The sequence below is a fragment of the Candidatus Acidiferrales bacterium genome (assembly GCA_035934015.1).
Taxonomy (GTDB): Bacteria; Acidobacteriota; Terriglobia; order Acidiferrales; family UBA7541; genus DAHUXN01.
Genome location: DASYYH010000007.1, coordinates 1 through 13,283 on the forward strand (window position 1 = coordinate 1; position 13,283 = coordinate 13,283).

The window sequence follows — 13,283 nt, forward strand, 5'->3', positions numbered from 1 at the left end:
GGCTCTGTTGACATCCTCGCTACGGCGATGAAAATTCGAGATATTCGGCGCTGGTCCATTGTTGTTTGCTATCGAAGCAGGAGGTGCGATGGCCGAAGTCGGACTCCTGCCTTTTTCTCGCATCGCGCTGGCAGTGGCCAAGGCGGTGCTGCCTCGCTTCCGCAGCCGTTTCAGCAAACACCAATTCACGCAGCCGCAACTGCTGGCCATCCTCTGCTTGATGCGCTACGAAGATTGGACCTTTCGCGAAGCCGAAGTGCGACTCGGCGAACATCGCGAATTGCGTCAGGCGCTGGGGCTTGCCAGCGTACCCGACTTCACAACCTTGTATCGTTTCCTGCAGCGTTTGGACGACATGACCATCGACCACGCGGTAGGCGAGACCGTGCGCCGGTTGCGCGGCGGGCGCAAAAAAGAGCGGCGGCGAGCCCGCGTGGCCGTGGATGCCACGGGCTTGGCGCAAGGAGCGGTCAGTACGTTCTTTGTGCGACGGATGCATCATCACGGGCAGAAACCGCTGCTGTGGCGGCACTGGTTGAAGTGGGTGATCGTGGCCGATCTGGATCAGCAGTTTCTTTTGTCGCAGATCGCGCGCCGCGGCCCTTGGAACGACTGCGGGAATTTGCCGGCGGTCGTCGAGACGGCTTCCCAGCAAACGCGCATCGGGATGGTGCTCGCCGACGCCGAGTTCGACAGCGAGAGAAACCACACCTATATTCGGCGGCAACTCGGAGCGCAGAGCGTCATTCCCGCGAAACGCGGAAAGAAAACTTGGCGCATCCACGGGGTGCGTGCCGAGATGCGGCGAGCGTTTCCACGACGGCTCTACCGGCGTCGAGCTTGGATCGAGAGTCTCTTCTCTTCGGTGAAACGCAAACTCTCGGCTCGCGCACCCGGTCGCACGCTGCGCATGCAAGGCCGTCAAGCCCTGCTGCTCGGTTTGAGTTTCAATTTGTATCGCCTGTAGCATCGACGCCTTTTTCATAGGATGTCAACAGAGCCACAAGAAAACTAAAGACATTGCGGGATAGACGCGTGTTTGGGACAGGTAGGCAGCGCTGCGAAGGCAACAGCAGATTCCCTGCCTGCGGCAGACAGGCTCGTCGGATGCTAGTCGCATCCTCGCTCGGAATGACACAACTCAAGGCAAGTGGCATGTGCATCGGTGATGCGCAAGACGTGGAGCGAATTTGTGCCGTCCTGCGGACGGCAACGGCCCGATCAAACCAATCAAGCCCTACAAAGGCTTCCTGGCCTGAGCGGGCGACCTCGGAATGACACAACTCCATGCAAATGGCACGTGCATAGGTGATGCGCAAGGTGTGGAGCGAATTTGTGCCGTCCTGCGGACGCCAACGGCCCGAACAAAGGAATCGGCCCCTACAAAGACTGCGTCAGGGCAAGCAGGATGGAGCAACCGGGTAATGAGTGAGTTTGAATTTTATCCGCTTGTGTCACGATCAAGAAAATTCAAACCGACCCACCGCGCGGCTCGATGCGAATTGTCAGCAGGAAAGGTGTTGCGTATACTGTGCGCGGCTTGCGCGGAGCGGGCGAAGGATGCCGATCAATACGATCATTGTTGACGACGAACGGCCGGCGCGGGAGGAGCTTGCGTATCTGCTGAAGGCGTTTCCGGAGATCAATATCGTTGCGCAAGGGAAAAACGGGCTGGACGCGGTGAATCTGATTAAGGAGCACGCGCCAGATCTAGTTTTTCTGGACGTGCAGATGCCGGGGCTCGACGGATTCGGGGTGATCAAAAGACTGGTGGAGAAGAAAATCAAAGTGCCGCAGATCGCTTTCGCGACGGCGTTCGACGAATACGCGGTGCAAGCGTTCGAAGTGAACGCGGTGGATTATGTGCTGAAGCCGTTTGACAAAGGGCGAGTGGCCAAGGCGGTGCAGCGCGCGAAAAAAATGGTGGAGGCGAATGCGTCACCGGTGGAGCGGCTCGAGACGCTGATCGAAAATCTGGGTGCACCGAAGCACATCGCAAGCACGAAGCCGATGAAACTGCTGCTGAAGGCGCAGCAGAAAATGTTTTTGGTGGATGCGGACCAACTGGTTTATGCGTCGATCCAAGACGGGGCGATTACGATTTTCACGCGCGATTCGGAGGGCGTATCGAATTACCGGACGATCGAGGAGCTGCAGGCGTCTCTCGACTCGGAACGGTTCTGGCGCGCTCATCGGTCGTATCTCGTGAACATCGACCACATCAAGGAAGTCGTGCCGTGGTTCAAATCGAGCTACATGCTGAAAATGGATGACAAGCGCGCGAGTGAGGTGCCAGTGAGCCGCGCGCAGACACGGAAGTTGCGAGAGCTGGCGAAGCTTTAGATTCGAATGGGCCCGGTGAAAATGAGTTCAATCCATCAGGAGAGGAAGGAGCAGCGATGAAAAAGTACATCGTGGAGCTGATTGGGACTTTCTTTCTGGTATTGACGGTGGGATGCACGTCGATTGGAAATGGGGCGGGGGCAATGGCACCGCTGGCCATCGGCGCCGTGCTAATGGTGATGATTTATGCCGGAGGGTATATCTCTGGAGCACATTACAACCCGGCCGTGACGCTGGGAGTTTGGTTGCGAGGGAAGTGCGATACAAAGGATGTGATTCCCTACTGGATCGCGCAATTTATCGGGGCGCTGGCTGCGGCAGTTGTCGTCAATCATTGTTTGAAGGTTGGGGCGACGGTGCTGCCAATGACGCTGCCTGTTGCGGCTTCGCTGGTTTCTGAATTCCTGTTTACGTTTGCGCTGGTGTATGTGGTGCTGACGACGGCGACGGCCAAAGGAACTGAGGGGAATTCATTCTACGGGCTGGCGATCGGCATGACGGTCATGGCGGGCGCGTACGCCGTTGGGAATATTTCGGGCGCGGTGTTCAATCCGGGCGTTGCGCTGGGCGTTACGATGATGGGCATGGCGGGGTGGTCGAGCCTTTGGATTTACCTCGTGTCGGAGTTTATCGGCGGGGCAGCGGCCGCGGGAGTTTTCAGGATGGTGAATCCGGCAGACAATTGATCGGAAGCTGAGGGCCAGAAGCCGTCGAGAGAATTTTTAAGGGTTAAATTCTGGCGATGGGTATACGTGTGTTTCGGCATGTTCACAAATGTCGCAGAGGATTTGCCGCAAATTATCCCGCCTGTAACTGATCGTTAGCCGTTCTTTCATCGCAAGGGACTACAAGGGCAGCGCGCGAGATCGAAGCGTTCGGCCGCGCTGACGATTCCGCGACTTTGCAAAGTGAAGGAGCCAAGGATGAGCATGGAATCCGTTATGCGGAAAGTCTGCGCTTTGAGTATCCGACAAATCGTGTGCCTGATGATGGCCCTGCAATTGGTCACACTCGGAATGCCGATGCCCGTGAACGCGCATGGAAATGGCGGAAACACCGCGGACAATCGTACGCGCACGCCGATCAAGCACGTCATCGTGATCATCGGCGAAAACCGGACGTTTGATCACCTGTTTGCGACCTATAAGCCGAAAAATCACCAGACGATTTGGAATTTACGTTCCGAAGGAATTGTCAACGAGGATGGGACTCCGGGACCGAACTACTCACTCGCGGAACAGGATTCGGCGCTGGATCTGAGCCCGAGCCCGTTCGAGGAAAGCCCGATGGGGAAGTCGCTCTTTCCGGTGTTGCCTCCGGTATTGACGGGAGGGCCAAAGGCGCCACTTTTCTCGACCGTGGCGCAGGCACAGGCGGCGGAAAACGGGCTGGCGCCTGGCTATTACCAATTTTTGACAACGGGAGGAACGGGACAGGCAAGCAGCGTGCCGGACGCGCGCATTTCGTACAACGGCGAGGGCGCGACGATGCTGCCGGATGGGCCATTCCAATTGACGCCCGGCGTTCCTTACGATGCCTATGCGGGAAGCCCTGTGCACCGGTTCTATCAGATGTGGCAGCAGGAGGATTGCAACTCGGCTTACGCGACGCAGCGGAATCCGAGCGGATGCAAAGCGGATTTGTTTCCGTGGGTCGAAGTGACCATCGGCGCGGGAAGCAACGGCAAGCTGCCCGGTTCGCCAGCGTATGACGCGCCAAGCGGCGAAGGCGCAACGGCAATGGGTTTCTACAACATGGCCCAGGGAGACGTTCCGTATTTCAAGTATCTGGCCGACCATTATTCGTTCAGCGACAACTACCATCAGGCGGTGATGGGCGGGACGGGCGCAAATCACATCATGCTGGGTACGGGCTACGCGATTCCATTCACCGACGGCAAAGGAAATGCCATTACGCCGCCATCGAATGAAATTGAGGATCCCGATCCCCAGACGGGCACAAACAACTGGTACACGCAGGATGGGTATTCGGGCGGAACGTACAGCGAGTGCGCTGACGCGACGCAACCGGGAGTGGCAGAGATCGACAGTTACCTGGCGTCGCTGGCGCGGCCAATCAACCCGAATTGCCAGGCTGGCAACTACTACCTGCTGAACAATTACAATCCGGGATACTACGGCGACGGCACGGTAGCTTTTGGGGATCCCAAAGGCATGGTGTTCACTGTCCCGCCATCGCCTGTGCGAACCATTGGCGACGACCTGCTCGCCGCGAATATTTCCTGGAAATATTACGGCGACGGCTGGAACAACTACGTCGCCGACCAATACAACCCGAACAATACGTACTGCAATATTTGCAACTTCGAGCAGTACGCGACTTCGATCATGACGAACGCGGCGGTGCGCACGGCGCACTTGCAGGACACGGCGAATCTTTACACCGACATCGCGAATGGGAACTTGCCGGCGGTGTCGTTCGTGAAGCCGAGCGGATTGGTGGACGGGCATCCGGCTTCGTCGAAGTTCGACTTGTTCGAGGGCTTCGTGAAGAAAATCGTGGATGGAGTGCAGGCGAATCCGAAGCTGTGGGCGAGCACGGCCATTTTCATCACGGTGGATGAAGGCGGCGGATATTACGATTCAGGGTACGTGCAGCCGCTGGATTTCTTCGGCGACGGCACGCGCATCCCGTTGATTGTGGTTTCGGCGCACACGGATGCGGGGCACATCTCGCACGAATATGCGGACCACGTCTCGATTTTGAAGTTCATCGAGGCGAACTGGAATTTGCCGCCGGTCAGCAGCGTCGGCCGGGACAATCTGCCAAATCCGCTTGCAGCCAAGAATAATCCGTATGTGCCGGAGAACAGCCCGGCGATCAGCGATTTGATGGACCTGTTCGACTTCGGCCACGGCAACGGCCATGGCCAAGGGAATGGGCATTAATCGCCGAAGCGGTTAGACGCATTTTGCAGTAGAAAAGCAGGAAAGTTTCCGGCGCCGGCGCTGATCCCCAGCAGCGCTGGCGCCGGGAATGATTTATTGTCCTTCAGGGTAGGTTTCCGTTGCTAGAAAAGCAGTCGGCGCTCAATCAGTATCACTATGCCAATCGAGGTCAAAAGAAGAAAACCCACGGAATAAATGTAAAAGACAATACGAATTTTAGGCCACAGCCACATCGGAAATTGATCGGCGAACTTGTCGCCCCATGTTTCGTTGAACCGCGGTACTGCCGCAGATTCATCCGCCCCTGGCTTCCACCGTGAGGCAATCCATGTAGCGCGGAGATTTGCCAGGAGCAACGCAGCGATAAGAATTCGAAAAGCAGGATTTCCTCCACCTAGGGAATCGATCAGAAACATGACAAACACCACCAATGCCGCATACCGGCTATGTTCTCGCACACCAACTCCGCCTAAGTAATAGAAAAAAAGAACGAATAGCGCTGCTATTGGATGGCCTTCGACCGCTGATAGCAGGAGCGAAAGGACTCCAACAATGAAACACACCCAATAGCCTTGTGTGCCAAGGTAGTCGACGTCATTGCTGGTCCGCACAGATGGCCAAAGCAGACTCTTAAGGCGTCCTTCCGCTTTCACGTCGGAGCCGGAAATGCCGAGGGTTTGCACGGCATGGATTTAACCACAATTGAAAACTAAAGTCTGCATGCCATGGCCGAACGCTCGTGAAGTGGCGTGAGGATACGTATAGAAAAACGCAATCGCTCCCGCTTGCGATTTCGAGTTGCTGTGGTAGCATCGCCGGTATACTTTTCGCGTGGATTTTTCGCTCAATTCGGAACAAAAAGTGCTGCGCGACACAGTGCGGCAGTTCATGGAGACGGAGATGCGTCCCGTGCTGCGGGCGTACGAGCGCGAGGAGAAATTTCCGGCGGCGGAGCTGCGCAAGCTGGGCGAGATGGGCTGCTGCGGGATGCTCATCCCCGAGGAGTGGGGCGGCGCGGGGATGGACACGGTCAGCTACGCGGTGATGCTGGAAGAAGTGGCGCGCGTGTGTGCGTCGACGGCGGTGACGCTGAGCGTGACGAATTCCGTGGTGGCCGCGCCGCTCGGGAATCACGGGAGCGAGGCGCAGAAGAAAAAATATTTGAGGCGATTGGCGAGCGGCGAGATTCTCGGTTCGTTTTGCCTGACGGAACCACAGGCCGGCTCGGATGCGGCAGGAATTCAGGCGCGTGCGGTGCGCGATGGCGATTTCTATGTGTTGAATGGAACGAAGACGTGGGTTTCGAGCGGCGGGCAGACGGGAGTGTATGTCGTGTTCGCGAAGACCGTTCCTTCGTCCCTCGCTTCGTCAGGGCAGGCAGGGCAAGCGGACCCGACAGCCGGGTCGAAGAGTGTGACGGCATTTCTTGTCGAGCCGACATTTCCTGGGTTCCGCGTGGCGCGGTACGAAGATAAGATGGGACTGCGGCTTTCGAAATCGGCGGAACTGTCGCTGACGGATTGCCGCGTGCCGGCGGAGAATCGCATCGGCGAGGAAGGGCAGGGGCTGAAGATTGCGTTCGAGGCGCTCGACGGCGGCCGCGTGGGCATCGCGGCACAGTCGGTGGGGCTGGCGCAGGCGGCGCTGGAAGCGTCAGTGAAATACGCGAAGCAGCGGCGCGCGTTTGGCAAGACGATCAGCGAATTTCAGGCCATTCAGTGGATGCTCGCGGACATGCAAACGGAAATCGAGGCGGCGCGCGGGCTGATGTATTACGCGGCGTGGATGCGCGATCAGGGCGCGGCGATCGCGCCGATGAGGCGCGGCGCGCAAGCGGCGCGAGCGAAATTGTACGCGAGCGAGATGGCAAATCGTGTTTGCGCGAAGGCTGTGCAGATTCATGGCAGCCAGGGATTTTCGCGCGAGAGCGATGTGGAGCGGTATTACAGGGATGCGCGCGTGCTGACGATTTATGAAGGCACGAGCGAGATGCAGCGGACCGTGATTGCAAGAGAACTGCTGAAGAACAGTGGCTAGTGGCGAGTGGCTAGCGAAAGGCGAAGACATCGCGCGGATGAAACGCGCGACAGGAAGTGGAACAGAGACTCCGTTTACGTCGCGGCTGAAGCCACGACCCACAACCCACAACGATTCGGCTTGATGGCGGGTGAGCGATAAGTGGAAAGCGAAGACAGAAGCACGCGTAGGGCGAGGGTGCTGAGCGGGATGCGGCCGACGGGGCGGCTGCACATCGGGCATTACTTCGGCGCGCTGTCGAATTGGCTGAAGATGCAGGAGGAATATGACTGCTTCTACTTTGTGGCGGACTGGCACGCGCTGACGACGCATTACGCGGATAGTTCGCAGGTGGCGGCGAACACGCTGGAAGTGGCAACCGACTGGCTGGCCGTGGGGCTCGATCCGAAGAAAGCGACGATTTTCATTCAGTCGAGCGTGCCGGAGCATGCGGAGCTGCATCTGCTGCTGTCGATGATTACGCCGCTTTCGTGGCTCGAGCGCGTCCCGACGTACAAAGAGCAAATCGAGAATTTGCGCGACAAAGATTTGGGGACGTATGGATTTTTGGGTTATCCGCTGCTGCAGGGCGCGGATATTGTGATGTACGGCTTGCCCGCCGCGGCGGGTGAACCCGGGCAGAAGCTGTTGGTGCCAGTGGGAGAGGATCAGGCGCCGCACATTGAGATGACGAGAGAGATTGTGCGGAGATTTAATGTTCATTTCGGGGTTGAATTAGATTCGGCTCTTTGGAGCAACGAGTACGTCCTTAGAGAAGTATGGTCTCACGTTACGTCTGAAACGATAAAATCCGTCGCAGGTCAAACGCCAATTTTCGAAGAGTTGTTCCCACTTGCAATAAAGAAATATATCGCCGAGATAGGTTTTGATAATTTCGTCGCGAAATGCCCACAAGCGGAACCTTTTGTACGAAGGCGCGCCATCCTGCAAGAGCCGGATGTGATTCTCACCGAAACGCCGCGGGTGCCGGGGACGGATGGGCGGCGGATGGCGAAAAGTTACGGGAACGCGATATGGCTGAGCGACACGCCGGAGGAAATTCGCGCGAAAGCCAAGAATATGATGACGGACCCGCAGCGCGTTAAGCGGACGGACCCGGGGCGGCCGGAAGTTTGTCCGGTGTTTGCGTACCACAATTTGTTTCCGGAGAAAAAATCGGCGGAGGATTGCGCGCGCATCGAGCGTGTGAACCGCGAATGCCGCACGGCGGCGATCGGCTGCGTTGACTGCAAGAAGCTGATGGCCGATGCGCTCGTGAAATGGATTGAGCCGATTCAGGCGCGTCGCGCGAAATACGAAAAGAACCCGCGGGAAGTGTGGCAAGTCCTCGAGGATGGTTCGCGACGGGCGAAGAAAGTGGCGGAAGGAACAATGGAGCGTGTGCGGAAAGCGGTCTTCAACTGGGAGGGGGCGGGCAGACGTGCTCCTTCGCCGGTGACGCAAGGGAAGTGAACGACACGAGCTGAATACCTTGCGCAGATAAGGCGCGCAATAGGAAGGGTCTTTGAAGTGCGTTGCGGGTTGGCGGGTCGCGGTTGCCGACGAGCAGGGGATGGAGCGAGTTCGGAAGGCGGTTTTCAATTGGGAAGGCGCGGGACGAAATACAGTGATGAGTGCCAAGTGACGAGTGACGAGCAAGCGACGCGCAAAGGCAGTGACGAGTGATAAACAATACGCCAAAAGCGCACGGTGTCTGGACGGTGGTTTGGATCGGGCTTGTCGCGGGGACGCTGGATATTTCGGAAAACATTATCTTCAACGCGTTCCGGCACATCACGCCGTATCAGATTTTTCAATACATCGCGAGCGGATTGATTGACGGCAGGTCCTTCGCGATGGGGGGAGCATCGGTGACGCTGGGAGTGGCGATTCATTACACGATTGCGATGACCTGGACGGTGGTGTTTTACCTTTTGAGCCGCAGACTGATAATTTTGACGCGGCAGGCCACGATTTGCGGCATTGTGTACGGCGGCGCGGTTTATGTCATCATGAATTTCGTGGTGCTGCCGATGACGCGCGTGCCGCATGCGCCGGCGGCGATGGCAGTGGCGTCACGAGTGAGCGGCGTGCTGGCGCTGCTCTTTTGCATTGGGCTGGCGATTGCGCTGATGGTGAAGAGGTTTGCGCCGCCGAGGGCTAATACCTTGCGCGGGTAAAGCGCACAAAAGGAAGATTTGTTGTGAGAGCATGTTGACACAAGGAGTGCGACGCGGTTTTTGAGGCGTTTTGCATCTGACTAGCGATTGGCGCTGCCCGAGATAAATTTCGCACCGCGGATAGAAACAGACGTTTTGTGAGAGTGAGCGAGAAAAGGTGAGGTGAATTTACCGGCTGCTGGCGCAGCCGCGGGCGACCTGAAGGTCGCCCCTACGAAAACACAGAATATGGCGGCAAACGCACAACCCGATTACAGAATTCAGTTGCCGGTCTATGAAGGGCCGCTCGATTTGCTGCTGGATCTGGTGCGCAAGCAGGAAATCGACATCCACAACATTCCCATCGCGAAAATCACGAAGCAGTATCTCGATTACCTGCATCAGCTGGAAAAACTGAATGTGGATATTTCCGCGGACTTTCTCTACATGGCGGCGACTCTGATTCATATCAAATCGAAGATGCTGCTGCCGGTGGACCCGCTCGCGCCGGCCGAAGAGCAGGGCGACCCGCGCGAGGAATTGGTGCATCGTCTGCTGGAGCACGAGAAATTCAAAAATGCGGCGCAGATGCTCTACGAGAAGCAACAGCTCGAAGCGCACGTGTGGTCGCATCCGGATCTTTCGCTTTACGAAGGCGAAGAGACGGAAGGCGAACTGGTTGTTTCGCTCGTGGATCTGGTGAAAGTGTTTCAGCAGGTGCTCGAACGGCGGCGGGAAGTCGCGAAAGTCGAGCTGACGCACGAAACCGTGACCGTGGCGCAGATGATGGAGCAATTGCGCGAGCGGCTGCTGACGAATGACGAAGCGGTGTCGCTGACGGAGTTTTTCGAAGCTTGCCCGTCGCGGCGTGCGATGATTGTGGCGCTGCTGGCGGTGCTCGAACTGGTGAGGCTGCAAGCGGTGGCGCTGGTGCAGGAGAAAATGTTCGGCGACGTGATGCTGCGGAAGCACAAAAGGTTCGAAATCACGTTTGAAGGCGGCGAGGCGATCGCGAAGATTGACGAAGAATATTTGTGAGAAGGCGACGGAAGGCCTCACGTCAGTTCCGGCATAGGACGCCGGAACGGGGCGTGAGCTACAAGGGACGCAAAGGGCGAGAGAAAATATGACGGAACAGGAATTGATGAGCGCACTGGAAGCGATCATTTACGCGGCGGACGAGCCAGCAACGCTGGAGCAGATCGTCGCCGCGGTGGGCGGAGAGAAGGCGGAGGTGCGCGCGGCGCTCGATAAGCTCGTCGCGTCGTACGCGCCGGATGAACGCGGCATCGAAATTCGCAAAGTGGCGAGCGGCTGGAAGATGTATACGAAGGCGCAGCACCACGATGCGGTGCGACGATTCATCAAGGGACTGCGGCCGCCGCTACGGCTGACGATTCCGGCGCTCGAAACGCTTTCGGTGATCGCGTACAAGCAGCCGGCGACGCTGCCGGAGATCAACGAAATCCGCGGCGTGAACTGCGGCGGCGTCGTGAAGACGCTGCTTGAACGGCGGCTGATCACGACGGCGGGGCGCAAAGACGCGGTCGGGCGGCCAATTTTGTATCGCACATCAAAGGATTTCCTGATGCGCTTCGGACTTGCGGATTTGGATGAGCTGCCGAGCTTGAAGGAGTTTGAGCAACTGGCGCAGGCGGCGCTGGGCGCGGATGAAGGAATTGCGCCGACGGAGCCGGAGGAAACGGTTCAGGGCAATGGCGAGGAAATGGCGGCATCTGTGAAACCGACAACCGAAAGTGACGCGACGGAAGGAAACATGACACAGATTGCGCCACAGGAAAGTCTGTCCGCGGAGCAAGACTTGCCGGATAGCGAAGGTCAAAGTAAGGCCGCAGGCGCATAAAGTATCTCCACGAACCGGATGAACGAAATTCCATGGAAGAGCGACTACAGAAAATTATTGCGCGTGCGGGCATCGCTTCGCGGCGAAATGCGGAGGAGCTGATTTCGTCGGGTCAGGTGGCGGTGAATGGACGCGTGGTGACCGAACTCGGCACGAAAGCGGATGCGGGGCGGGATCATATCCGCGTGGCAGGCAAATTGTTGCGGCCTGCCGGAGCGAAGGTTTACATCGCGCTGAATAAGCCTGACAGCGTCGTGGCCACGATGCGCGACCCGGAGGGCCGGCGAACAATCGCGGATTTTGTGCGTGGCGTGCCGGGGCGCGTTTTTCCCGTGGGACGACTGGAGTATCACGCATCCGGATTGCTGCTGCTGACGAATGACGGCGAACTGGCGAATCGCGTGATGCGCGCGCACGCTCTGCCGCAGATTTATCTGTGCAAGACTTCGGGCACACCAAGCGAATCCGAGATTCGCGACGCGGAGCGGGCGGGGCGTGCAAAAATGGAGCGCGCCAAGGGATTGCCGGGCGGATGGTGGCAAGTAACGCTTTCGGGAGCTACGAAGGACCAATTCCGGCAAGCACTGATGGCGAGCGGGCATGCGGTCGATAAAATGAAACGCATTGCCATCGGATATCTGGAAATGGGACCGCTCGCGCCCGGGCAATACAGGCATTTGACGAACGAAGAAGTGGGCGAGCTCGAGCGCGCGCTCGCGCGGGCGGAGCGTCACGCGGATGCTTCAAAAGAAACAGAGAGCGGGAGACGACCGGCGCCAAGAGCAAAGTCACGAAGTTTCCACGCGCGAAAGCGAAGCCAGTCAGCGAGGGAACGATTTCCGAGGCGCTAACATTTGAGATGAAAAATACCCCGCATAACGGCATACCGCAGTACATCCAAGAAATTGATCCCTACATACCCGGCAAACCGATCGAGGAAGTCGAGCGCCAATTGGGCATGCGCGCGGTAAAACTGGCGTCGAATGAAAATCCGCTGGGACCGTCACCGATGGGTGTGGCAGCGGCGAAGAAGGCGTTTGGCGAAGCGCATCGGTATCCCGACGGCGGGAGCCACTATTTGCGCGAAGCGCTGGCGAAACGACTGGATGTGGCGCAGGAGAACATCATCATCGGGAGCGGGTCGACGGATTTGATTCATCTGGCGGCGTCGGCGCTGCTGGGGCCGGGCGAAAGCGCGGTCACGTCGGAGGGATCCTTTCCGCTGTACTACATCGCAATCGAGAAGATGGGCGCGAAGCTCATCATGACGTCGCTGAAGGAATATGGATTCGATCTGGACGCGATTCTGCGCGCCATCGAGCTGGAAACGAAAATAATTTACATAGCGAATCCGAATAATCCGACGGGAACGGTGTTTGACGCAGATATGTTCGAGGAATTTTTCGCGCAGGTGCCCGAGCGCGTTCTGGTGGTGCTGGACGAAGCGTATTACGAATATGTCTCCGTGCCGAACTATTCGCGATCGCTGGACTTGGTGCGCGGCGGGAAAAACATCCTGGTGCTTAGGACGTTTTCGAAAGTGTATGGTTTGGCGGGATTGCGCGTGGGATACGGAATCGGTCCGGCGGAGCTCCTTCACGAAATCGATAAGATACGGCTGCCATTTCCGGTGTCCGGAGTTGCGCAAGCTGCGGCGCTCGCGGCGCTGGAGGACGATGAACATGTGTGCAAGTCGCTCGAGGCGAACCGCCTGGGGCTTGAGCAATTGGAAAATGGAATGCGTGCGCTCGGTGTGAAGTTCGTGCCGTCGGTGGCGAATTTCATTCTGGTGGAAGTAGGCGGCAATGCCGACGCGCTGGCACAGGAGATGCTGAAATTGGGAGTGATCGTTCGACCGATGGCGTGGATGGGATTTCCGAATGCGATTCGAGTGAGCGTGGGAACGGCAGAGGAAAATGACAAGTTTTTGCGCGCCTTGAGCGAAGTGCGCGTGCCCGCGGAGCGAGCCAGAGGCTAGAATGCAGAGCCATA

12 protein-coding genes are annotated in these 13,283 nt (G+C 57.8%); 11 read left to right on the forward strand and 1 reads right to left on the reverse strand.

The window, feature by feature from the left end; translation table 11 throughout:
* Nucleotides 1-88 precede the first annotated feature (88 nt).
* The 4 genes from VGR81_03860 (at nt 89) to VGR81_03875 (ending at nt 5,252) form a co-directional block, all read left to right on the forward strand.
* Entirely contained in the window at nt 89-967 is an 879-nt protein-coding gene (locus tag VGR81_03860; GenBank protein HEV2288068.1) for a transposase, read from the forward strand.
* A 593-nt stretch (nt 968-1,560) separates the two neighbouring features.
* Complete coding sequence (locus tag VGR81_03865) at nt 1,561-2,343, forward strand: LytTR family DNA-binding domain-containing protein (GenBank protein HEV2288069.1); 783 nt, start codon at nt 1,561-1,563, stop codon at nt 2,341-2,343.
* A gap of 56 nt (nt 2,344-2,399) precedes the next feature.
* On the forward strand, nt 2,400-3,029 hold the full coding sequence (locus VGR81_03870; protein ID HEV2288070.1) for an aquaporin: 630 nt from the start codon (nt 2,400-2,402) through the stop codon (nt 3,027-3,029).
* Between the two features lie 237 nt (nt 3,030-3,266).
* Nucleotides 3,267-5,252, forward strand: a complete 1,986-nt coding sequence (locus VGR81_03875) for an alkaline phosphatase family protein (GenBank protein HEV2288071.1) — start codon at nt 3,267-3,269, stop codon at nt 5,250-5,252.
* A gap of 122 nt (nt 5,253-5,374) precedes the next feature.
* Here VGR81_03875 and VGR81_03880 read toward each other — a convergent pair whose 3' ends face one another.
* The gene (locus VGR81_03880) at nt 5,375-5,905 is read right to left on the reverse strand and encodes a hypothetical protein (protein ID HEV2288072.1); all 531 of its coding nucleotides are present in this window, start codon (nt 5,903-5,905) and stop codon (nt 5,375-5,377) included.
* Nucleotides 5,906-6,113: 208 nt separating this feature from the next.
* On the opposite strand from VGR81_03880, the gene VGR81_03885 reads away from it, so the two are divergent.
* From VGR81_03885 to hisC, 7 genes are all read left to right on the forward strand, one after another.
* Nucleotides 6,114-7,289 (forward strand): acyl-CoA dehydrogenase family protein, encoded by a 1,176-nt coding sequence (locus VGR81_03885; protein HEV2288073.1) that lies wholly within the window; start codon nt 6,114-6,116, stop codon nt 7,287-7,289.
* A 141-nt stretch (nt 7,290-7,430) separates the two neighbouring features.
* On the forward strand, nt 7,431-8,741 hold the full coding sequence (gene trpS, locus VGR81_03890) for a tryptophan--tRNA ligase (GenBank protein HEV2288074.1): 1,311 nt from the start codon (nt 7,431-7,433) through the stop codon (nt 8,739-8,741).
* 209 nt (nt 8,742-8,950) lie between these two features.
* Entirely contained in the window at nt 8,951-9,448 is a 498-nt protein-coding gene (locus VGR81_03895; GenBank protein ID HEV2288075.1) for a hypothetical protein, read from the forward strand.
* Nucleotides 9,449-9,610: 162 nt separating this feature from the next.
* Nucleotides 9,611-10,465 carry a segregation/condensation protein A gene (locus tag VGR81_03900; protein ID HEV2288076.1) on the forward strand — a complete coding sequence of 285 codons (855 nt, stop codon included), beginning with the start codon at nt 9,611-9,613 and terminating at the stop codon, nt 10,463-10,465.
* 88 nt (nt 10,466-10,553) lie between these two features.
* A complete protein-coding gene (gene scpB, locus VGR81_03905) occupies nt 10,554-11,291 on the forward strand; it encodes an SMC-Scp complex subunit ScpB (protein HEV2288077.1) in 738 nt (245 codons plus the stop codon).
* A 32-nt stretch (nt 11,292-11,323) separates the two neighbouring features.
* Nucleotides 11,324-12,142, forward strand: a complete 819-nt coding sequence (locus tag VGR81_03910) for a S4 domain-containing protein (GenBank protein HEV2288078.1) — start codon at nt 11,324-11,326, stop codon at nt 12,140-12,142.
* 8 nt (nt 12,143-12,150) lie between these two features.
* Nucleotides 12,151-13,269: a histidinol-phosphate transaminase gene (gene hisC / locus VGR81_03915; GenBank protein ID HEV2288079.1), complete on the forward strand. Its 1,119-nt coding sequence runs from the start codon at nt 12,151-12,153 to the stop codon at nt 13,267-13,269.
* The last annotated feature ends 14 nt before the right edge of the window (nt 13,270-13,283 follow it).